16 protein-coding genes are annotated in these 19685 nt (G+C 60.4%); 12 read left to right on the top strand and 4 right to left on the bottom strand.

The features are described from left to right. Positions 1-63: 63 nt before the first annotated feature. On the bottom strand, positions 64-654 hold the full coding sequence (locus D3Y59_RS03045; protein ID WP_119443712.1) for a Crp/Fnr family transcriptional regulator: 591 nt from the start codon (positions 652-654) through the stop codon (positions 64-66). A 320-nt stretch (positions 655-974) separates the two neighbouring features. On the opposite strand from D3Y59_RS03045, the gene D3Y59_RS03040 reads away from it, so the two are divergent. From D3Y59_RS03040 to D3Y59_RS03030, 3 genes are all read left to right on the top strand, one after another. Further along, a complete protein-coding gene (locus D3Y59_RS03040) occupies positions 975-3467 on the top strand; it encodes a TonB-dependent receptor (protein WP_240410489.1) in 2493 nt (830 codons plus the stop codon). 80 nt (positions 3468-3547) lie between these two features. Continuing rightward, the gene (locus tag D3Y59_RS03035; protein ID WP_119443710.1) at positions 3548-4786 is read left to right on the top strand and encodes a PepSY-associated TM helix domain-containing protein; all 1239 of its coding nucleotides are present in this window, start codon (positions 3548-3550) and stop codon (positions 4784-4786) included. A gap of 181 nt (positions 4787-4967) precedes the next feature. After that, on the top strand, positions 4968-5813 hold the full coding sequence (locus D3Y59_RS03030; protein WP_162910505.1) for a hypothetical protein: 846 nt from the start codon (positions 4968-4970) through the stop codon (positions 5811-5813). 71 nt (positions 5814-5884) lie between these two features. Here D3Y59_RS03030 and dnaB read toward each other — a convergent pair whose 3' ends face one another. Then, positions 5885-7498, bottom strand: a complete 1614-nt coding sequence (gene dnaB / locus D3Y59_RS03025; RefSeq protein ID WP_119446294.1) for a replicative DNA helicase — start codon at positions 7496-7498, stop codon at positions 5885-5887. A gap of 210 nt (positions 7499-7708) precedes the next feature. Here dnaB and D3Y59_RS03020 point away from each other — a divergent pair, with 210 nt between their 5' ends. Next, positions 7709-9091, top strand: a complete 1383-nt coding sequence (locus D3Y59_RS03020; protein ID WP_119443708.1) for a UDP-N-acetylmuramate--L-alanine ligase — start codon at positions 7709-7711, stop codon at positions 9089-9091. Positions 9092-9163: 72 nt separating this feature from the next. Continuing rightward, positions 9164-9868 (top strand): alpha/beta fold hydrolase, encoded by a 705-nt coding sequence (locus D3Y59_RS03015; protein WP_119443707.1) that lies wholly within the window; start codon positions 9164-9166, stop codon positions 9866-9868. Positions 9869-10042: 174 nt separating this feature from the next. Here the strand turns inward: D3Y59_RS03015 and D3Y59_RS03010 are convergent, their stop codons facing one another. Together D3Y59_RS03010 and D3Y59_RS03005 are read right to left on the bottom strand one after the other, a co-directional pair. Continuing rightward, positions 10043-10618, bottom strand: coding sequence for a hypothetical protein (locus D3Y59_RS03010; protein WP_119443706.1), 576 nt, complete (start codon positions 10616-10618; stop codon positions 10043-10045). 14 nt (positions 10619-10632) lie between these two features. Next, positions 10633-11424 carry a M48 family metallopeptidase gene (locus D3Y59_RS03005; protein WP_119443705.1) on the bottom strand — a complete coding sequence of 264 codons (792 nt, stop codon included), beginning with the start codon at positions 11422-11424 and terminating at the stop codon, positions 10633-10635. Between the two features lie 258 nt (positions 11425-11682). Between D3Y59_RS03005 and D3Y59_RS03000 the strand changes: the two genes are divergently transcribed. The 7 genes from D3Y59_RS03000 to D3Y59_RS02970 all read left to right on the top strand — a co-directional run bounded on the left by D3Y59_RS03000 (position 11683) and on the right by D3Y59_RS02970 (position 19452). Further along, positions 11683-12297, top strand: a complete 615-nt coding sequence (locus D3Y59_RS03000; protein WP_119443704.1) for a fumarylacetoacetate hydrolase family protein — start codon at positions 11683-11685, stop codon at positions 12295-12297. Positions 12298-12328: 31 nt separating this feature from the next. Then, positions 12329-14317, top strand: coding sequence for a M23 family metallopeptidase (locus D3Y59_RS02995; RefSeq protein ID WP_162910504.1), 1989 nt, complete (start codon positions 12329-12331; stop codon positions 14315-14317). Positions 14318-14467: 150 nt separating this feature from the next. Beyond that, positions 14468-15037 carry a lipocalin family protein gene (locus D3Y59_RS02990; RefSeq protein WP_162910503.1) on the top strand — a complete coding sequence of 190 codons (570 nt, stop codon included), beginning with the start codon at positions 14468-14470 and terminating at the stop codon, positions 15035-15037. 75 nt (positions 15038-15112) lie between these two features. Continuing rightward, on the top strand, positions 15113-15562 hold the full coding sequence (gene bcp / locus D3Y59_RS02985; RefSeq protein ID WP_205590887.1) for a thioredoxin-dependent thiol peroxidase: 450 nt from the start codon (positions 15113-15115) through the stop codon (positions 15560-15562). Between the two features lie 187 nt (positions 15563-15749). After that, positions 15750-16634 (top strand): transketolase, encoded by an 885-nt coding sequence (locus tag D3Y59_RS02980; protein ID WP_119443701.1) that lies wholly within the window; start codon positions 15750-15752, stop codon positions 16632-16634. 135 nt (positions 16635-16769) lie between these two features. Further along, complete coding sequence (locus D3Y59_RS02975; protein ID WP_119443700.1) at positions 16770-18176, top strand: vWA domain-containing protein; 1407 nt, start codon at positions 16770-16772, stop codon at positions 18174-18176. Positions 18177-18495: 319 nt separating this feature from the next. Continuing rightward, the gene (locus D3Y59_RS02970; RefSeq protein WP_119443699.1) at positions 18496-19452 is read left to right on the top strand and encodes a transketolase family protein; all 957 of its coding nucleotides are present in this window, start codon (positions 18496-18498) and stop codon (positions 19450-19452) included. Positions 19453-19685 lie beyond the last annotated feature (233 nt).

The raw sequence follows: 19685 nt of genomic DNA, 5'->3' as shown, positions 1-19685 counted from the left end.
CCTAGGGCCGCGCCTTGATGTATGGTAAGAAATGCCGCGTGCTAGTGCAGGCATTAAAGCCAGTTAATGCCCCGACAGTTCGCGCCGTATTCGGCTCAACGATTCGGGCGTTACGCCTAGGTATGCTGCAATCATGCGCTGCGGCAGGCGCTGGGCCAGCGTCGGGTAGGTTTGCAAAAAGTCCAGGTAGCGCTGCTCGGCCGATGCACTGAGCGTAAGCACCAGCCGCTTTTGCATGGTGCGCATGTTGTTTTGGAGCAGCGTGGCAAAAAACTCCGGAAAAGCAGGCGTTATCTGGCTGAGCTTGCGGTAAAACGTCGCGTCGAAAAGCAATACCTCGGAGTCTTCCACGGCATCGATGGCAAACATGGCGGGCTCGCGGCGAAGCAGGCTGTTTTGCTCGGCCACCCACCACTGCTCGGGCGCAAATTGCACCACGTGCTCTTTGCCCTTGGTATCAACCACAAAGGCCCGCAGGCAGCCCTGGGCCACAAATGCGCCCACCCGAGCCACCTCGCCGGCCCAAACCAACACCTCGGCGCGGCGCAACATTCGCGGCTCAAACAACGCCGATGCGGCCGTGAGCTGCTGCTCGCTAAGAGCCAGCCGGCCGGCAAAATAAGCTTGTAGTACGGCGGCCGACCTTGGGTTCATGGCGGCAATATCGACAGCAATGCCCGCGCACGCACGAGCAAGAGCAACCGGCGTGTCGGTACGGCCTAGGTGACTTAGCCCGCTTGCAAAGGCGGCAACGGTTGGCGGCATCGGCAGGGCTCTAGCGCTTCGGCCTTTAACTCAATGCGCCTATTTGCAGCGTGGATGGCTTCGGCAAAAGCTGATTTTGATCAGAATGGATTAAAAAAGTTAACCCGGCGCAATTTTTTATTTGGACCGGATCTAAACAAGCAGTTGCTTTGCATCACTTTTGAATCAGTCTAAATAACTGAATGCGCTGTTCCCTTCCTTTCCTGCTCTTGGTTGCTGCCCCTGCAGCGGTTAATGCTCAATCGTTACTGGCTTATAATAACCAGCCCACCGACGGGCCCACGCACTCGCCCTACGTGGCGCACGGCCAAGTAGTGGGCCGCGTGGTTTTGGCCGATGGCCAAGCCGCCGAACAGGTTTCGGTGATGGTGAAAGGCACTACCATTGGCACCAGCACCGATGCCGACGGCTCGTTCCGCCTGCGCTTGCCCAGCGGCAAGCAAACCTTGGCCATTGCCTTTTTGGGCTACGTAACGCAGGAAATTGAGGTGGAGGTACCCAACCGCGGCACCGTAAGCCTGAACACCGTAACGCTGGCCAAAAGCGCGCAGCAGCTTACGGAGGTGCGCATCACCGAAACCCGCTCCGTAAACCAGCGCGCCACCGGCGTGAGCAAAATGCCCGTTCGCCCGCTCGATTTGCCGCAGGCCGTGCTAAGCATCAATCAAGAAACCCTGGAACAACAGCAGGTGCTGCGCCTCAGCGACGCCATTGTGAACACGCCCGGCCTGTACGTAATGGCGGCCACCGGCGGCACGCAAGAGGAACTGGGCGGCCGCGGCTTCGCGTACGGCTCCAACAACACGTTTAAAAACGGCGTCCGCTTCAACAACGGCATCATGCCCGAAGCATCGTCGTTGGAGAGCATGGAGGTGCTGAAAGGCAGCACGGCCATTTTGTACGGCAACGTATCGGCGGGCGGCGCCCTGAACCTGGTAACCAAAAAACCCAAGTTCGAGCGCGGCGGCTCGGTGGCCCTGCGCACCGGCTCTTTCGGGTTCTGGAAACCGATGGTGGACGTGTACGGCGCCGTGGGCAACAGCGACAAAGTAGCCTACCGCCTGAACACCACCTACGAGCAGGGCAACAGCTACCGCGACGTGGTGCAGTCGGACCGCTTTTACGTAAACCCTTCGCTCCTTTTTAAGCTTACGCCCAAAACCGACCTAGTGCTGGAGGGCGACCATCTGCGCGACAACCGCACGCCCGATTTTGGGGTAGGCGCCATCGATTACCAGGTGTTGGAGTCGCGTACCCGCTTCCTGAACCTGGCCAACGCCAACAACGCCGCCAACCAAACCAGCGCCACCGCTACCCTCACCAGCCGCCTGAGCGACATTTGGCAGGTGCGCGGCGTGGCCGGTTTCCAGCGCTACGACGTGGAGCAGCGCAGCGCCGCCCGCCCCACCAGCATCAACAACGGCAAAACCAACCCGGCCCTGCGCGGCAACTGGACGCGCAACTTGCAGCGCAGCCAAAGCACCGAAAATTACTTCCTGGCTCAGCTCGACCTGACGGGCTCGTTCCACACCGGCTTTTTGAGCCACACCTTGCTGCTCGGCGCCGATGCCGACCAGTACCAGACGCGTGCCATTTCGTACGTGGCCGCCCCCTACGACAACATTAATGTGTTCGACCTAGGGCGTGAGCTCAGCCGCCCGGCCGGGGCCGTTGGCAGCTACAACGACCTGAAGCGCAACCAACTGACGCTGGGCAACACCCGCCGCGCCGGCTTCTACGCCCAGGATTTGGTTACCATCAGCGAGAAGCTGAAAGTGCTGGCCGGCCTGCGCTGGAGCTACCAGGAAACCCCCAGCGACGTGTACACCTACGCGTCGGGCAAATTCGATGAAAACCGCCGCTTCGACAACGCCTTTTCGCCCCGGGTGGGCGTGGTATACCAGCCGGTAAAAACCACCTCGCTGTTTGCCTCCTACGCCAACTCCTTCCAGCCCAACACCGGCCGCGACGCCGCGGGCGCTTCGCTGGCCCCTTCCACCTTCGATCAGTACGAAGTGGGCGTGAAGAACGACCTGTTTAACGGCGCGCTGTCGGCCAACGTTACGGCCTACCGCATTGTCAACAGCAACCTGGCCCAAACCTACCTAGGGCCGGTGTTCCAGGCCGACGGCTCGCCGGTGCTCAACCCCGACGGCTCGGTGAAAATGAACCTGGATACCAACATTAAGGAGCTGGCCGGCGAAGTAACCAGCAAAGGCCTGGAACTGGACGTGCAAAGCAAGCCCTACCTGGGGTGGTCGGTGCTGGCGGGCTACAGCTACAACATGACGGCCTACACCAAGAGCAACATTTACGAGGAAGGCAGCCGCCTGCGCTACAACCCCGCGCACACCGCCAACCTCAGCGTGTTTTACACCTTCGATAACACCTTCTTGAAAGGCCTGAACGCCGGCGTAACCGGCTACTACATGGGCGACAAAGTAGCGGGCCGCAACACCCGCCTCTACAACCCCGCCGACGGCAAGCCCTGGCCGGCCGGCACCCGCGACGCCTTCCAGCTGATTGAGGTGCCGAACTACCTGCTCTTCGACGCCTCGCTGGGCTACAGCTACAACCGTTTTTCGTTGCGCCTGAAACTTGCCAACTTGCTGAACGAGTTGAGCTACAACATGCACGACGACAACAGCGTGAACCCCATTGCGCCGCGCAACTACTCGGCCACCCTCTCCTTCAAACTTTAATCAGCTACACTTTTGTTGATACCGCAACCCATCGGGCCAGTTTGGTTCGGTGGGTTCGGCGTATCAGGCGCCGCACTCCCATGAAGGTCCTTTTCCGCAACATTCACTTGTACCTCAGCCTTGTATCGGGGCTGGTTATTGCCGTTGTGTGCTTTACGGGCGCCGTGCTCGTGTTCGAGAAAGAACTCGAGCAAGCCCTGCACCCCGAGCGCTACTTCGTAACGCAGCCCGGCGCCCAACGCCTCGCGCCCGAGCAAATGGTAGCTGCCGTGCAGGCCCAGGTGCCCAAAGCCAAGGTGGCCAGCATCAAGCTCTACGCCGACCCCATGCGCACCGCCGAGGTAAACCTGGCGGGCGGCCCCGGCGGCAAAGACGGCGGTAAGGAGGGTGCCGCGCGCGCTGCCCAAGGCGGCGAGAAGCCCCAAGCCGGCCCCAAAGACGGCAAGGGCGAAAAAGGCGGCAAAGGCGGTGGCGAAGGCGGCCGCGGCCCGGTTTATTTCGTGAACCCTTACACCGGCGCCGTGATAGGCCCCTACGTGTACCGCGAAACCTTCTTCTACTCCATGATGGCGCTGCACCGCGGCATGGTGGGCGGCCCCGTGGGCAAGCTGATTGTGGGCACGAGCACGCTGATGTTCTTGTTCATCATTGTTACGGGCTTGGTGCTGTGGTTCCCGGCCACGGGCAAAGTGCTAAAGCAGCGCCTTACCGTGAAATGGGATGCCAGCTGGAAGCGCCTCAACCACGATTTGCACATTGTGCTGGGCTTTTACTCGGCCTTGTTCTTGTTCGTGTTTGCCTTCACGGGTTTGGCGTGGTCGTTTGAGTGGTTCAACAATGGCATCTTCGCCGTTACCAACTCCGACCCCAAAGGCCCCGAAGCACCCAAGTCGGAATTGGTAGCCGATGGTGGCAAGCTGGGCTTCAACCAAGCCTACGTTGTAGCGCAGCAGCAGGTACCCAACGCGCTGTCGTATGCCATTGCCATGCCCAAAGACTCGGCCGAAGCCGTGCGCGTAATGACCACCACCGCCAACGCCGCCTACGAAGGCGCCACCGACGAGCTGTACCTCGATCAATACACCGGCCGCCCCCTAGGTAAACTCGCTTTCGAGGACCGCAACCTGGGCCAGCGCGTACGGCGCACTTTCAAGCCCGTGCATACCGGCGCCATCTACGGCATGCCCTCCAAAATTATTGCTTTGGTAGTGTGCGTGCTGGGCGTAACGTTCCCGGTTACGGGCGTAATTCTGTGGCTGAACCGCCTAAAGAAAGAGCGCAAGAAGCAGCGCAAGCAAATGGCTACTGCCACCGCGTAGTCTCCTGGTTTTATAAATGTAGCGCCTGGCTTGCTCGCGTAGCAAGCCAGGCGCTGCTGTTTTGGGCTCCTCCACATGCTGCTGAAGTACACATGCATATGTGATTTCGCCGTGTAGCATAATTCCAAATCTTGCTACCGAAATCTATCCTCCGTTAGCCATGCACCTCCCTCACCTCTTTTTGATTACAGCGCTGTTGGCTACTGCCAGCATTGCCCAGGCTCAACAAAGTTCGTTAGCACCTAGCCCCTGCGATAAGCAGCTCATAGGTTATGGGCAGAAAGACAAACCCAAACAATGGACGTACACGCGCGCAGCCGCCAACGGGGGAAGCGTCTATTACTTTGGTGCCGAACACTCGCAGCAAACCACCCACCAGCAGTTCGCGCTTATTAAGCAGGCTTTTGAAAGCGCCAAGCCAACGGTGGTGTTCTACGAAGGCCCTAACCGCGGCATCGACAGCACCGCAGCCGCTACCATCAGCAAGTACGGCGAGTCGGGCTACGTGCGCTTTTTGGCCAAGCAGCACAACTTGCCCGTGGAGTCGCTCGACAACCCGGTAGCGGAGTATCAGTATCTGAAGAGCAAAATCGACCTAGAGCGGCTAAAGCTGTTTTACATGCTGCGCGAGGCCCAGCGTCTGCGCACCCGCACCGGTTCTACCCAGGAGCAGATAACCAAAGCCATGGAAGCCTTGCTGGTAAAAAGCGCCCAAATGCTACCGGGCTCCGATCAGGTAATCCGGAGCGTGGCCGAACTGGAAGCCGCTTACAAAAAGCACTGGAACGACGGCACCAATTGGTGGGAAGCGCCCTCGGCTTGGTTCGACCCTGCCGATACCTCGGCGAACACCGGCGGCAAGTTTACCAACGAGGTGAACCGGGCCTCCAGCGAGTTCCGCAACTTGTACATGTACCGCACACTTGCGGCTAAAGCCCAAGCGGGGCAGCGTGTGTTTGCCGTAGTTGGCCGCGACCATGTACCCGCACAGGCGCCCGCTCTTGACTGCGCCCTCACGGCCAAGTAACCCTAGGTGCCTAACAAGAAAAGCCGCTCAGGAGTATCCTCATGAGCGGCTTTTTTATGGGTACTAACCAACTAGAACGGCGGGTCCTCGTTGCCGAAGTTGCTCTTCGGGAAAGGTTGCGGCGGGGCACCTAGGTCGTTCATGCGCGAGCCCAACCGGATGGTGTTCGGCGCGAAGCCCGGGTCGTCGTCGAAGCTGCTATCGAAGTTGCTGGCGGGCAGCTGGCCGGTATTGTAGTTGGCCGCTTCGGGCGCAAAGCCGCCGCTGTCGAGGTCCGAGAACTTGGTGAAGCGGCCGATAAACTTCAGCGGAATGGTGTCAAGGCCGCCGTTACGGTGCTTGGCAATGATTACCTCGCCCACGCCTTGGGTGGGGTTGCCCATTTCGTCTTCGGTAATGCCGTAGTACTCGGGGCGGTACAAGAACATTACCATGTCGGCGTCCTGCTCAATCGAGCCCGATTCGCGAAGGTCGCTTAGCTGCGGGCGTTTGTCGCCGCCGCGTGTTTCTACCGAACGCGAAAGCTGCGACAGGGCAATTACCGGGATGTTCAGCTCCTTGGCAATGCCTTTGAGCGCCCGCGAAATCGAGGCAATTTCCTGTTCGCGGTTGCCGCCGGGCTTGCCGTCGCCGTTGCCGGTCATCAGCTGCAAGTAGTCGATGATGATCATCTGAATGTCGTGGTGCGACTTCAGACGGCGGCACTTCGTGCGCAGCTCGCGGATACTCAAGCCGGGCGTATCGTCGATAAAAATAGGCGCGTTCGAGAGCGTGGCAATCTTGTGGTTAAGCTGCTGCCACTCGTAATCGGCCAGGTTGCCCTTCTTGATCTTCTCCGAATCCAACTCCGCTTCCGCTGAAATCAGACGGTTTACCAGCTGAATGGAGGACATTTCGAGCGAGAAGAACGCAACGGCTTTTTTATCGAGCACGGCCGCGTTGCGCATGCAGGAAAGCACGAAAGCGGTTTTACCCATGGCCGGGCGCGCCGCAATAATCACCAAGTCCGACTTCTGCCAGCCCGACGTTACGCGGTCGAGGGCTACCATGCCGGAGGTTACGCCCGTGAGGCCGCCGGTTTGCTTGCTCTTCTCCTCCAGCTCCTTGATGGCTTTGCCCATCAGGCTGCGCATGTCGTCGAAGTTCTTGCGAATGTTCGATTCCGACACCTCAAACAGCGCCTGCTCGGTTTGGTCGAGCAGGTTAAACACGTCCATTGTGTCCTCGTAGGCGTCGCGGTGCACGTTGGAGGCAATGGAAATCAGCTCGCGCTTGATGGCATGCTCCGTGATAATACGGGCGTGCGTTTCGATGTTGGCGGCCGACTGAATGCGGTACGTAAGCGAGGCTACGTACTGCGGGCCGCCGGCCATTTCCAGGGCGCCCATGGCGCGCAGCTCCTGCGTTACCGTCAGGATATCGATGGGCTCGGTTTTGTCGAACAGCGACAAAATGGCCTGAAAAATCTGTTGGTGCGCCTCCTTGTAGAAGCTTTTGGGCTTCAGGATATCAATTACGCTGGTGAGGGCGTCTTTCTCGAGCATCAGTGCCCCCAGCACGGCCGACTCCAGGTCGAGAGCCTGCGGAGGGAGCTTGCCGGTTGGGTTGGTGGCTACCACGGGCTTGTTCCAGGCCTTGTGGGCCCTGGCGGCCAATTGTTTAACGCGGCTGTTGCTTTCGTCCATCATCGTGCGGCAGATCCACTTATTCCGAAAGTACCAGAAAAGGGCTACAAAACTACGCCCGGCGGGCTGATTTGTCGACGTTGATTGCCGACAGAGTTTTCGCTACTTTGGCCAATTAGCTCAGGTGTAGCAGCCGACCCGCGCGGCCTTTGCTACTTTTGTGGCTCGGCATTTGAGCCGCCCTTGTGTAGCGTACCACCTACTGCCCGCATGGCTTTACCAACTTATCGGCGCGTCCACCTCATTGCGGTGGGCGGCAGCATTATGCACAACCTGGCCTTGGCCCTGCACCGCCAAGGCGTACACGTAACCGGCTCCGACGACGAGATTTTCGATCCGGCGCGTACCCGCTTGCAGCAAGCCGGCCTATTGCCCGAGCAAACGGGCTGGGATGCCGGCCGCGTTACCGACGAGCTCGACGCGGTGATTGTGGGCATGCACGCCCGCCCCGACAACCCCGAGTTGCACCGGGCCCAGGAGCTGGGCTTGCGCATCTTCTCCTTCCCCGAGTTCATTTACGAAGCCTCGAAGGACAAGCAGCGCGTGGTAATTGGCGGCTCGCACGGCAAAACCAGCATCACCAGCATCATCCTGCACGTGCTGCGCCACCACGGCCGCAAGTTCGACTACGCCGTGGGTGCCCAGCTCGAGGGGTTTGATTTGATGGTGAAACTGACCGACGACGCGCCCATCATCATCATCGAAGGCGACGAATACCTATCGTCGCCCGTCGACCGCCGGCCCAAGTTTCACCTCTACCAGCACCACATCGGGGTTATTTCGGGCATCAGCTGGGACCACATCAACGTGTTCCCGACAGAAGAAAACTACCGCGAGCAGTTTGCCATTTTTGCCCGCATGACGCCCAAAGCCGGCGTGCTCATTTACGACCGCGACGACGAGCAGGCGCAACTGGTAAGCGTGCCCTCGAATCCCGACGTGAAATACGTGGGCTACGGCCCGCACGAGCACGTGATTAAAAACGGCGTCACGTCGCTCATCACCAAGAAAGACGAGCTGGTGCCCATGCAAGTGTTTGGCGAACACAACCTGCGTAACATTTCGGCGGCCAAGGAAGTGTGCAAGCAGCTCGGCATCAAGGGCAAAGACTTTTACGAAGCCGTGGCCACGTTTAAGGGCGCGGCCCGCCGCCTCGAGCTGGTAAAGCAAGGCGCTACTTCGGTGGTGTACAAGGACTTTGCCCACGCGCCCTCGAAACTGAAGGCGACCTCAGCCGCGCTCAAGAAACAATTTCCGCAGCGCCGCCTGATTGCTTGCCTGGAATTGCACACGTTTAGCTCGCTCAACCCCGATTTTCTGCCGCAGTACGAAGGCACTTTCGACGCGCCCGATGTGGCCGTGGTGTACTTCAACCCGCAGGTGCTGGCGCACAAGCGCCTACCCCCGCTCAGCGACCTGCAAGTGGCCGAGGCTTTCCACCGCGCCGATTTGCGCGTGTTTACCGACAGCCGCAAGCTGGCCGACTTTCTGCAGGAGCAAAACTGGCAGAACACCAACTTGCTGATGATGACCTCGGGCACCTTCGATGGCATCGACCTAGGCAAGTTGGCCGGCGAGGTTACGGGCAACTAAGCAGCCGCGCCCAAATTTGGCGCAATTGTAGCGCGGGCTTTGCAGTCCGCGCTACAATCGTTTATTGCCATCATGAAACCTACCCTCCTGCTACTCCACGGCGCCCTAGGTTCGGCGGCTCAGCTTGCGCCCCTGGCCCAGCGCCTTGCTGCCGATTTCGCCGTGCAATCCTTCTCGTTCGCCGGCCACGGCGGGCGCGAGCTGCACCCCGAGCAGTTCAACATGACGCACTTTGCCGCCGAGGTAAGCTACTTTTTGGCCGAGCACCAGCTCGACAACGTGCACGTGTTTGGCTACAGCATGGGCGGCTACGCGGCCATTCTGAGCGCCGTGTCCGACCCGGGCCGCATTCGTTCCATCACCACCCTGGGTACCAAATTCGATTGGTCGCCGGAGGTGGCGGCCCAGGAGGTGCAAATGCTGGATGCGGAAAAAATGCAAGCCAAAGTGCCGCAGTTTGTGGAGCACTTGCAGCGCACCCACGGCCCCGGCAACTGGCAGGCGGTGGTAACCTCCACGGCCGCCATGATGCAAGAGCTGGGCAACGCGCCGGCCCTGCACGAGCTAAACCTATCGGCGCTGGCCATTCCGGTGCAGGTGCTGGTGGGCGACGGCGACAAAACTGCCGGCGTAGAGCCCTCGCGGCAATTTGCCATGTATTTGCCCACTGCCACCTTCGATGTGCTGCCCAATACGCCGCACCCCCTCGAGCGAGCCGATATGAGCGACCTAGCCCGCCGCATCAGCGAGTTTGCCGGCGCTGCGGCCAACGTGTAAGTATGCCCTGCCAAACGCAACGGCGGCCTGCTCCACCTAGGGCAGGCCGCCGTTGCGTTTAGTCGTGGTCGGGTTTGGGCGGCGGAGGCGGTGGCGCCGCGGGCTTCTTGCGCCGGTCGGTTGTCACCAGCAACGCCAAAGCCGTCAGCGTCAGGCGCAAAATCCACTTGCGGCTCATCGGCTGTTGTTGGCTGTGGCGGGAAAAAACGTATTCTTCTCCTTGATTTCCAGGTCGCAGGTGCCGCCGCCCGAGTTGTCCTCGCACGTGGAGCCGGTAATGGCGCTGCGGTTGAAGTTGAAGTAGCACATCTGGCAGCCGCGGCCCTCCAACAGGTAGCGTTCGGTAGCCGAGCTCAGGTACAGCTCGTTATCGGTGGTCAGCTCCAGCGGCATAGCCATGGCCCGGAACATGCCGTTGCGCAGGCCCAAGCCTACCAGAAAATACGAGGCCTTTTCCTTGGCCGAGCTTTGCACCTTGCGCACCTGGGCGCTGTTCACCACGGTGCCGTCGCCAAACTGCCGCGTAAAGTTTACCATCAGCTGCTGGCGCGGCACTTTGTACTCCACTTTTCCGGCCTCCACCACGGCCACCAGGCGGTTGGGCGAATCGAGCACGCGCAGGCTTTCCTCCACCTGGCGGTTGGGGCCTTTGCCCTCGGGGAAGTTTTGCCTGGAGGTTTCGCAGGCTGAAAAAAGCGCCACACCTAGGGCGGCGGTAGCAAAGAGGCGGAAAAAACGGGGTGTGAACACAGGAGTAAGCCGCGCTAGCGGGCAGTATAGTACTTACGCGCCTCCGGCAAATCGCGCTGGATGTCGGCTATGCGCGTAGAGCTGGAGGGGTGGGTTGATAGAAACTCGATGTTGCCGCCTTGCTCTTGGGCAGCCATGCGCTGCCAAAACGCAACGGCCGCATCGGGGTTGTAGCCAGCCATGGCCATGAAGATAAGCCCTAGGTGGTCGGCTTCCGATTCCTGGTTGCGGCCATATTTCAGCAGGCCCAGCTGCGAGCCAACGCCTACGGCTTGCAAAAACACGTTTTGCGTGGCCGAGGGGTTTTGGCCCACGGCCGTGGAGAGCACGCCCCCGAGGCCTTGCGTGGCCATTTGCTGGCTCATGCGCTCGTTGCTGTGCTTGGCCACGGCGTGGGCCACCTCGTGGCCCATTACCACGGCCAGGCCGGCTTCGTCTTGCGTTACGGGCAGAATGCCCGTGTACACGGCCACTTTGCCGCCGGGCATGCACCACGCATTTTGCTGGTCTTCCTGAATCAAGTTGAACTCCCACTGGTACCCCTCGAGCTGCGCCGAGGCGTTGTTTTGGCGGAAGTACTGCTCCACGGCCTGCTGAATGCGCTGCCCCACGCGGCGCACCATGGCGGTTTGGGCGGCGTCGGCCGAGAGGCGGCTCGATTGCAGTACCTTTTGGTACTCCTGGGCAGCCATGGCGTTCATTTCCTGATCGGACACCAAGTTGAGCTGCGAGCGGCCGGTGATGGGCACCGTAGAGCAACTCACGGCCGCGAATACGGCCGCGGCAAGCATCAAATTTTTTAGCATGAAGGGGCGGGCAATTCAGAATACGGAACGGGCAGAATCCGCTCCTGGCAGCTAGAATACGTAATTCAGCCCAGCTCAGCGGTATGGCTGCTATACGTCGGCACCTAGGCCAAATGTTGTGCGGCGGCCTAACGTGCTCAGCCGCTTTTGCGTAAGGGGCCGCATTGCCTCTGGCATTTTACGCGCCGCCGCAATGGTGTACTTTTGCTTAGGGCCGGTTGTTTGCCGGTTTCCTCCCCCATCCCGACTCCGCCTCACATGAAGATTCTCTGCATCGGCCGCAACTACGCCGAACATATTGCCGAGCTGAATAACGAAGTCCCCGACGAGCCCGTCATCTTCCTGAAACCCGATACGGCCCTGCTGCAGCGTGGCATGCCGTTTTTCTACCCCGAGTTCACGCAGGACATCCACCACGAAATTGAACTGGTGCTGCGCGTGTGCAAAAACGGCCGCCACATCGAGGAGCATTTTGCCCACACCTACTACGATGCCGTTGGCCTGGGCCTCGACCTGACGGCCCGCGACTTGCAAAGCAAAGCCAAAAGCAAAGGCCTGCCCTGGGACCTTGCCAAGGGGTTTGATGGCTCGGCGCCCCTAGGCACCACCTTCAAGCCCGTATCGGAGTTTGCCGACCCGAAGAACATCAACTTCCGGCTGGAGGTAAACGGCGAGGTGCGCCAGCAGGGCAACTCCGGCATGATGCTGCACGATTTCAACAAAATCATCAGCTACGTGTCGCGCTTTATCACCCTGAAAATGGGCGACCTGATTTTTACCGGCACGCCCAGCGGCGTGGGCCCCATCAAAGTAGGCGACCAGCTTACGGGCTACATCGAAGACGAAAAGCTGCTCGAAGTAGCCGTGAAGTAAAGAGGAGTTGGTTAAACGTTGTTTGTTGATTGTGCTGAAGAATAGCCTGCTCTCTACTTGGTTGCTGGCTGGCCCAGCCATGCTGTTGCTTGCCTCGGCGGCCCCCTCGGCCTGCACCACCGATACCGATAAAGGCGACAAGCCCGCGGCCGCCCAAACAGCCGCAGCGCCGCCCGACAGCGTTTCGGTACCGAAGGATTACTTCCTGTTTCCCATCAAGCCCGGCAAGCCCAACTTGCTGGCCGCCAGCATGGGCGAGCTGCGCCCCAATCACTTTCACGGCGGGCTCGACATCAAAACCGACGGCGTGGTGGGCTTGCCCGTGTACGCCTCGGCCGATGGCTACATTTCGCGTCTGAAGCAGTCGTCGTTCGGCTACGGCAACGTGCTCTACATCACCCACCCCAACGGGCTGGTAACGGTGTACGGCCACCTCAATCAGTTTAAAGGCCCGGTGGCGCAAGAGCTGCTCAAGCGCCAGTACGAAAAGCAGACCTACGAGCTGGAGCTGTTTTTTAAGCCCGGCGAGTTTGAGGTGAAGCGCGGCGACGTGGTGGCCCTGTCGGGCAACACCGGGGGCTCGGCGGGCCCGCACCTGCACTGGGAGGTGCGCGACGCCAAAGACACGCAGCTGAACCCGCTGCAGTGGGGTGGCTTTGCCGAAATTCAGGACCACATACCGCCCACCGCCGTGATGACGGCCGTGGAGCCGCTCAGCATTAATAGCCGCGTGCAGGGCCGCTTCGAGAAGCGGTTGTTTGCCCCCACCGGCACCATCACCGCGGGTTTTGCCGTGGCCGATACCATTCCGGTGTCGGGCACGGTGGGGCTGCTGCTGCAGGGCTTCGACCGGTTCGACAACGCCTGGAACAAAAACGGCATTCAGCGGGTGGAGGTGCGCGTGAACGGAGAGCCGCACTACACGCACGCCATCAACGGCGTGGGCTTCCCCGACGAAACCCGGCAGGTAAACCACCACACCGACTACGAGTACATGATGACGACCCGTAGAACGATGGAAAAGCTGTGGGTCGACGAAGGCAACACCCTGCCCATTTATCAAACCGGCCCCAGCAAAGGCCGCCTGCGCACCGAGCCCGGCAAGGTTTATACCATTGAAATGCGCCTTTCCGACTCGTACGGCAACTCCACGCCTTTGCGCATGGTGCTGCGCGGCGTAGCATCCGAGTACTGGCAAACGCGCTCGGCCGCGGTGCGCAAGCCCACCTTGCGCTACGATGTGCTGCGCAACATTTTGCGCGTAACCGCCGACGACACCGCCCGCCAGGCGCCCAACCTAACGCTGCTGCGCGGCAACCGCCAGCTGCAGCTGAAGCCGAGCTACACCGACCAAAGCCGCACGGTGTACCTCTACGATTTGCGCGCCGGCCTGCCCGATTCCATGCGTTTTCCGGGTATTCGGCTGGCGCAGCGCTTCGATCGGGTAGCGGCCATACCGGCCCAAACCGAGCAGCTGTTCTCGAACCAGTACCTAAACATCGCCTTCGGCCCCAACACGCTGTTCGACACGCTGTACCTGCAAACCAGCTACAAAAACGGCCTCTGGACGGTGCAAAACCCACGTACGCCGCTGTTGGCGCCCATTCGCGTAACGCTAAAGCCCGAAGTACCCGTGGCCGATAAGCGTCGCTCGGCGGTGTACCTCATCCGCGGCAACGGGCGCATTTACCAAGGCGCCAAGTGGGAGGACGAAGCCGTTTCCTTCTCCACCAAAATCCTAGGTCAGTACCGCATCCTGGCCGATACCACGGCCCCGTCGGCCAGGCTGGTGAGCAAGGGCTACGGCGGGCTGGTGTTCAAAGTAGGCGACGACCTCTCGGGCCTGGCCAGCTACCGCCTCGAAATCAACGGGCAGTTTAAGCGGCTGCGCTTCGAGCACAAAAACGCCACCCTGTTTACGGAGCGCGAAGACACCCTAGGTCCGCCTTTGCGCGGCACCGCCCGCCTGCACATCACCGATCAGGCCGGCAACGAAAAGACCCTCACTTTTCAGCTTTAACCGACAAAAAGCGGAGCCCCGGCTCCGCTTTTTTCTTGTGCGCCAGTGTGGTTGGGCTTGCTGCGCAAGGTGCCCGGTAGGCCTAACGTAAACGCCGCCCCAACGTACCTAGGGCTGGCACCCGAAGCCCCAAACCACACCCCTTCTTTCATGACTACGCCCAACATCCGTAAGCCTGGCCTGTTGACGGCCGCCGCGGCCGCGCTTGCTACCGGAGCGGCGGTGTACGCGCTTACCCGCCGCAAACTCCCCGAGCTGAGTACCGTGCCGCACGTCGATTTGCACCGCTACGCCGGTTTGTGGTACGAAATAGCGCGGCTGCCGCAACGCTACGAGAGGCGCTGCACCAACGTAACGGCCGAGTACCGCCCCCTGCCCGATGGCCGCCTTGAGGTGAAGAACACTTGCCGCAAAAACTCGGTGTACGGCCCCGCCGAAGACGTGCACGGCGTAGCCCGGGTGGTGGATACCGCCACCAACGCCAAGCTGAAAGTGCAGTTTCAGTGGCCTTTCGAGGGCGACTACTGGATTCTGACGCTCGACCCAGAGTACCAGTTTGCCCTGGTGGGGACGCCCAATCGCAAAGCCCTCTGGATACTCGCCCGCAAACCGCACCTCGCGCTGCCCACGTTGCACAACCTCGTGGAGGTAGCCCGGCAAAAGGGTTTCCCGGTCGGCAAGCTGATTTACACCGAGCAACTCGAGGCCAACCAGCTCTAGGTGCCGCCGGTGCCGGTGCCGCCCGGCACCCAGGAGGCGCTACATCTGGCTAAGGCTTTTACCTTTGCCCCGATGATTACGCTGATCCCCGGCGACCAAGCCCCCGACTTCGCGTCGCAAGACCAACACGGCTACACCGTGCGCCTTTCCGATTTGCGCGGCCAGCGCGTGGCCCTGTACTTCTACCCCAAAGACGACACCCCCGGCTGCACGGCCCAAGCCTGCTCGCTGCGCGATGGCGAGACGGAGCTGAAAGCTGCCGGCATCACCGTTTTGGGCGTCAGCCCCGATACCGAGGGGTCGCACCAGCGCTTTGCCCAGAAGTACGAGTTGCCTTTTCAGCTCCTGGCCGACCCCGATAAGCAGCTAACCCAAGCGTACGGCGTGTGGCAGGAAAAGAAAAACTACGGCCGCACCTACTGGGGCGTGGTGCGCACCACCTTCCTGATCGATGCCGAGGGCCGCGTGGAGCGCATCATCCGCCGACCCGATACCAAGAACCACGCTGCTCAATTGCTCAAGTAATTTCAGCCGCCGGCGGACCTCTTGTAGGCCCGCCGGTTTGGTTTTGGCGAGGTGCCAGCCACTGCCGATTTTTGCCAGCACCTAGGGCCACTTGGCCTAGCCCCAACTCTTGCAACCTTGGCCGCCGCTATGCCGCATAAGGCGCCGCAGGCAGCCCTCACGGATTCGAATTCCCTACTTACTTTCTATGTCAGCTTCTTCTTCTCCCGCCGAAGCCACGGCGACCCGCTCCATCACCGAGCTTAAGCAAATAGCCGCGCAGGTGCGCCGCGACATCGTGCGCATGGTGCACGCCGTAAACTCGGGCCACCCCGGCGGCTCGCTGGGCTGCACCGATTTGCTGGTGGCCTTGTACTTCAAGTTCATGAAGCACACGCCCGAGCCCTTCGACATGAACGGCGTGGGCCAGGACCTGTTCTTCCTCTCGAACGGCCACATTTCGCCGGTGTTTTACTCGGTGCTGGCCCGCTCGGGTTACTTCCCGGTAAGCGAGCTGGCTACCTTCCGCAAGCTCGATTCGCGCCTGCAGGGCCACCCCACCACGCATGAGCACTTGCCCGGCGTGCGCGTGGCCTCGGGCTCGTTGGGCCAGGGCCTGAGCGTAGCCATTGGCGCGGCGCAAGCCAAAAAGCTGAACAACGACGACCGCACCGTGTACGTGCTGATGGGCGACGGCGAGCTGGAAGAAGGCCAGATTTGGGAAGCCGCCATGTACGCCCCGCACCACAAGGTGGATAACCTGGTTGCGGTGGTCGACCGCAACGGCCAGCAGATCGACGGCCCCACCGACAAAGTGGGCGGCCTAGGTGATTTGCGCGCCAAGTTCGAAGCCTTTGGCTGGCAAGTAATCGAAGCCGATGGCAACCAGTTCGAAACGCTGCTGCCGGCGCTGGAGCAAGCCCAATCGCTGCTCGGCCAAGGCAAGCCCGTAATGCTGCTGATGGATACCCAAATGGGCTTCGGCGTCGATTACATGATGGGCTCGCACAAGTGGCACGGCGTAGCCCCGAACGACGAGCAGTTGGAGAAAGCCCTGCAGCAGCTCGAGGTTGAACAAAACTCCGATTACTAAGCCTCCGAAAGGCATCGGCCCAGACGATTACCGGGCGCTTGGCGTTAGTTAATAGTTCTGCTTTCGGCGCTTGTCAATGCTAGGTTAAGCTGCTCCTACCCTGTACTTTGTAGGAGCAGCCCCGGCCTCCACCGCATGTTACTTCGCACGCTCTTTCTCTGGTTTTTGGTTGTTGCCGGCTTGTTGGCCGGCCAGCCTTTGCGCGCCCAGCAAGCTGGGCCGCAAAGCCAGCCCAAAACCACGCGCATTCTGTTCGTGCTCGATGCTTCGGGCTCGATGCTGGCGCCGTGGGAAGGCGAGCCGCGCTGGAACGTAGCCAAACGCTTGCTGGCCCGCATGGCCGATTCGCTCAACGCCTACCCCAACCTCGAGCTGGGTTTGCGCGCCTACGGCCACTTGCACGATAAAGACGAAAATAACTGCGAAGACTCGCGGTTGGAAGTGCCCTTTGCGCGCAAGAATGCGGCCGCCATCAAGCAAAAGCTACAGGAGCTGAAGCCGCAAGGCAACACGCCCATTACGTACTCGCTGATGCAGTCGGCGTCGGATTTTCCGTCGGAAAAAACCTCGCGCAACGTGCTCATTCTAATTACCGACGGGCTGGAGTCGTGCAAAGGCGACCCGTGCGCCACTTCGCTGGCCTTGCAGCGCAAGCGCATCTTCCTGAAGCCGTTTGTGATTGGCATTGGCGCCGAGCGCGATTTTGGCAAGCAGCTGGAGTGCCTGGGGCAGTACTACAACGCGGCCGATGTGAAGACCTTCCGGACCATCCTCAACGACGTTATCGCCCAAACCCTGGCCAAAACCACGGTGGCCGTGAACCTGACGGACGAGAACGGCCGGCCCGTGGAGTCGAACGTGAACCTGACTTTCCTGAACAGCCTCACCGACACGCCCGAGTACAACTACGTACACTGGCGCGACGCCAAAGGCCAGGCCGATGTGCTCGATGTCGACCCGCTGCAATCCTACGATTTGGTCATCAACACGGTGCCGCCGGTGCGGCAGGCCAATTTGCCTATCAAGCCGGGCAAAGCCAACGTGCTGAGCTTCAAAACTCCGCAAGGCACCCTCCACCTGCAAAACCCGCAGCTTACGCCCAATCCCTACGGCACCATGCACGCCGTGGTGCGCATGCAAGGCAACCCGGCCACGTTGGTGTCAAGGCCCTTCGGCAGCAAGCAAAAGCTGCTGACGGGCAACTACGAGGTTGAAATTCTGACCTTGCCCAGGCAGTTTCGGCGCGTGAGCATCCGGCAAGGCCAGGAAACCGTGGTGACGTACGATGCCCCTGGCACGCTTAACATCCTGTCGGATTTGAAAGGCTACGGCAGCATTTACCGCCTAAACCAGGACGACACCCAAACCTGGGTATACACCTTAGCTGATAACGCCAGCAGCAAAGTCAACCTGACGATGCAGCCCGGCAACTACCGCTTGGTGTTCCGCACCAGCACGGCCACCGGCAGCAAGTTCACCGATGTGCGCAGCTTTACCATCCGTAGTGGGCAAACCACTTCGGTCAGCATTTTTGGCAAGTGATGAATGAATTTGACGTGCACCAACTCCCCTCCTCAGATGAGGAGGGGACGCCGCAGCCTCCGGCTGCGGCTGGGGTGGTTGACGGGCGTCCGCGCCGCCAGAACCAACTTCGCTCGTGCATTCACCTCGTGCCTAATGCGCAAACGTAATGCAGCTGCAGACTTGCAGCGAAGCATTATCTGTTCAATGGTCAGCCCTAGGTGTATGGACGTCAGCAACGTCGTCAACCACCCCAGCGGCGGTAAATTGCCGCATCCCCTCCTCGTCTGAGGAGGGGGTTTGTTCGAACTCATTTAGAAACCCTCTCCCAACCCCATACATGAAAGATTTCCCGTACACCGAGAAGAAAGACACCCGCTCCGGCTTCGGCGCTGGCTTGCACGAGCTTGGCCAAACCAACCCCAACGTGGTAGCCCTGTGCGCCGACCTGATTGGTTCTTTGAAAATGGACGCCTTTGTAAAGGATTTTCCAGAGCGCTTCTTTCAGGTAGGCATTGCCGAGGCCAACATGATGGGCCTGGCGGCAGGCCTCACCATCGGTGGCAAAATTCCCTTTACGGGCACCTTCGCCAACTTCAGCACGGGCCGCGTGTACGACCAGATTCGCCAGAGCATTGCCTACTCGGGCAAGAACGTGAAGATCTGCGCTTCGCACGCTGGCCTTACCCTAGGTGAAGACGGCGCCACGCACCAGATTCTGGAAGATGTTGGCATGATGAAGATGCTGCCCGGCATGACCGTCATCAACCCCTGCGACTACAACCAAACCAAAGCCGCCACCCTGGCCATTGCCGATTACGAAGGCCCGGTGTACCTGCGCTTTGGCCGCCCGGTGGTGCCCAATTTCACCCCGGCCGATCAGAAGTTTGAAATCGGCAAAGCCCTGATGCTAAACGAAGGCACCGACGTGAGCATCTTCGCCACGGGCCACTTGGTTTGGAAAGCCATCCTGGCCGGACACTTGCTGGCGGAGAAAGGCATTAACGCCGAAATCATCAACATCCACACCATTAAGCCACTCGACGAGGAAGCGGTGCTGCAATCGGTGCGCAAAACGCGCTGCGTGGTAACGGCCGAGGAGCACCAGATGCACGGCGGCCTCGGCGACAGCATTGCCCAGCTGCTGGCCCGCGAGGAGCCACTGCCGCTGGAAATGGTAGCCGTGAACGACTCGTTCGGCGAATCGGGTACGCCTGATCAGCTGATGGAGAAATACGGCCTGAACGAAGCCGCCATTGTAGCGGCCGTTGAGAAAGTAATCAGCCGCCGCAAGTAAGCTGTCTGGCTCATCTTGCGGCACGCAACGCCCCCGGCCCCTAGGTGGTTGGGGGCGTTGCCTTTTTAGAGGGCTTGCCTGCTAGCCCGCGCCAAACGTCGCAAATAGTCTGTGGTGCTGCCCATCACCGCTGAAACCATGTTTACGGGGCTGGCTCTTATCCGTGCCGGGCGGTGCATGGCGGGCTTGCAGCCGGTTTGGCAAGCACCGAAGCGCTGCCGTTGCGCCTGCGA

The sequence above is a fragment of the Hymenobacter oligotrophus genome (genome assembly GCF_003574965.1).
GTDB lineage: Bacteria > Bacteroidota > Bacteroidia > Cytophagales > Hymenobacteraceae > Solirubrum > Solirubrum oligotrophum.
The sequence above is the reverse complement of the archived record's forward strand: the minus strand, read 5'-3'. Positions and strand labels throughout refer to the sequence as shown.

Bases quoted from the DNA above. Each gene is read 5' to 3' on its own strand.
- D3Y59_RS03045 (WP_119443712.1), bottom strand. From the start codon at position 654: ATGAACCCAAGGTCGGCCGCCGTACTACAAGCTTATTTTGCCGGCCGG.
- D3Y59_RS03035 (WP_119443710.1), top strand. From the start codon at position 3,548: ATGAAGGTCCTTTTCCGCAACATTCACTTGTACCTCAGCCTTGTATCG.
- dnaB (WP_119446294.1), bottom strand. From the start codon at position 7,498: ATGGACGAAAGCAACAGCCGCGTTAAACAATTGGCCGCCAGGGCCCAC.
- D3Y59_RS03020 (WP_119443708.1), top strand. From the start codon at position 7,709: ATGGCTTTACCAACTTATCGGCGCGTCCACCTCATTGCGGTGGGCGGC.
- D3Y59_RS03015 (WP_119443707.1), top strand. From the start codon at position 9,164: ATGAAACCTACCCTCCTGCTACTCCACGGCGCCCTAGGTTCGGCGGCT.
- D3Y59_RS03005 (WP_119443705.1), bottom strand. From the start codon at position 11,424: ATGCTAAAAAATTTGATGCTTGCCGCGGCCGTATTCGCGGCCGTGAGT.
- D3Y59_RS03000 (WP_119443704.1), top strand. From the start codon at position 11,683: ATGAAGATTCTCTGCATCGGCCGCAACTACGCCGAACATATTGCCGAG.
- D3Y59_RS02990 (WP_162910503.1), top strand. From the start codon at position 14,468: ATGACTACGCCCAACATCCGTAAGCCTGGCCTGTTGACGGCCGCCGCG.
- D3Y59_RS02980 (WP_119443701.1), top strand. From the start codon at position 15,750: ATGTCAGCTTCTTCTTCTCCCGCCGAAGCCACGGCGACCCGCTCCATC.
- D3Y59_RS02975 (WP_119443700.1), top strand. From the start codon at position 16,770: ATGTTACTTCGCACGCTCTTTCTCTGGTTTTTGGTTGTTGCCGGCTTG.
- D3Y59_RS02970 (WP_119443699.1), top strand. From the start codon at position 18,496: ATGAAAGATTTCCCGTACACCGAGAAGAAAGACACCCGCTCCGGCTTC.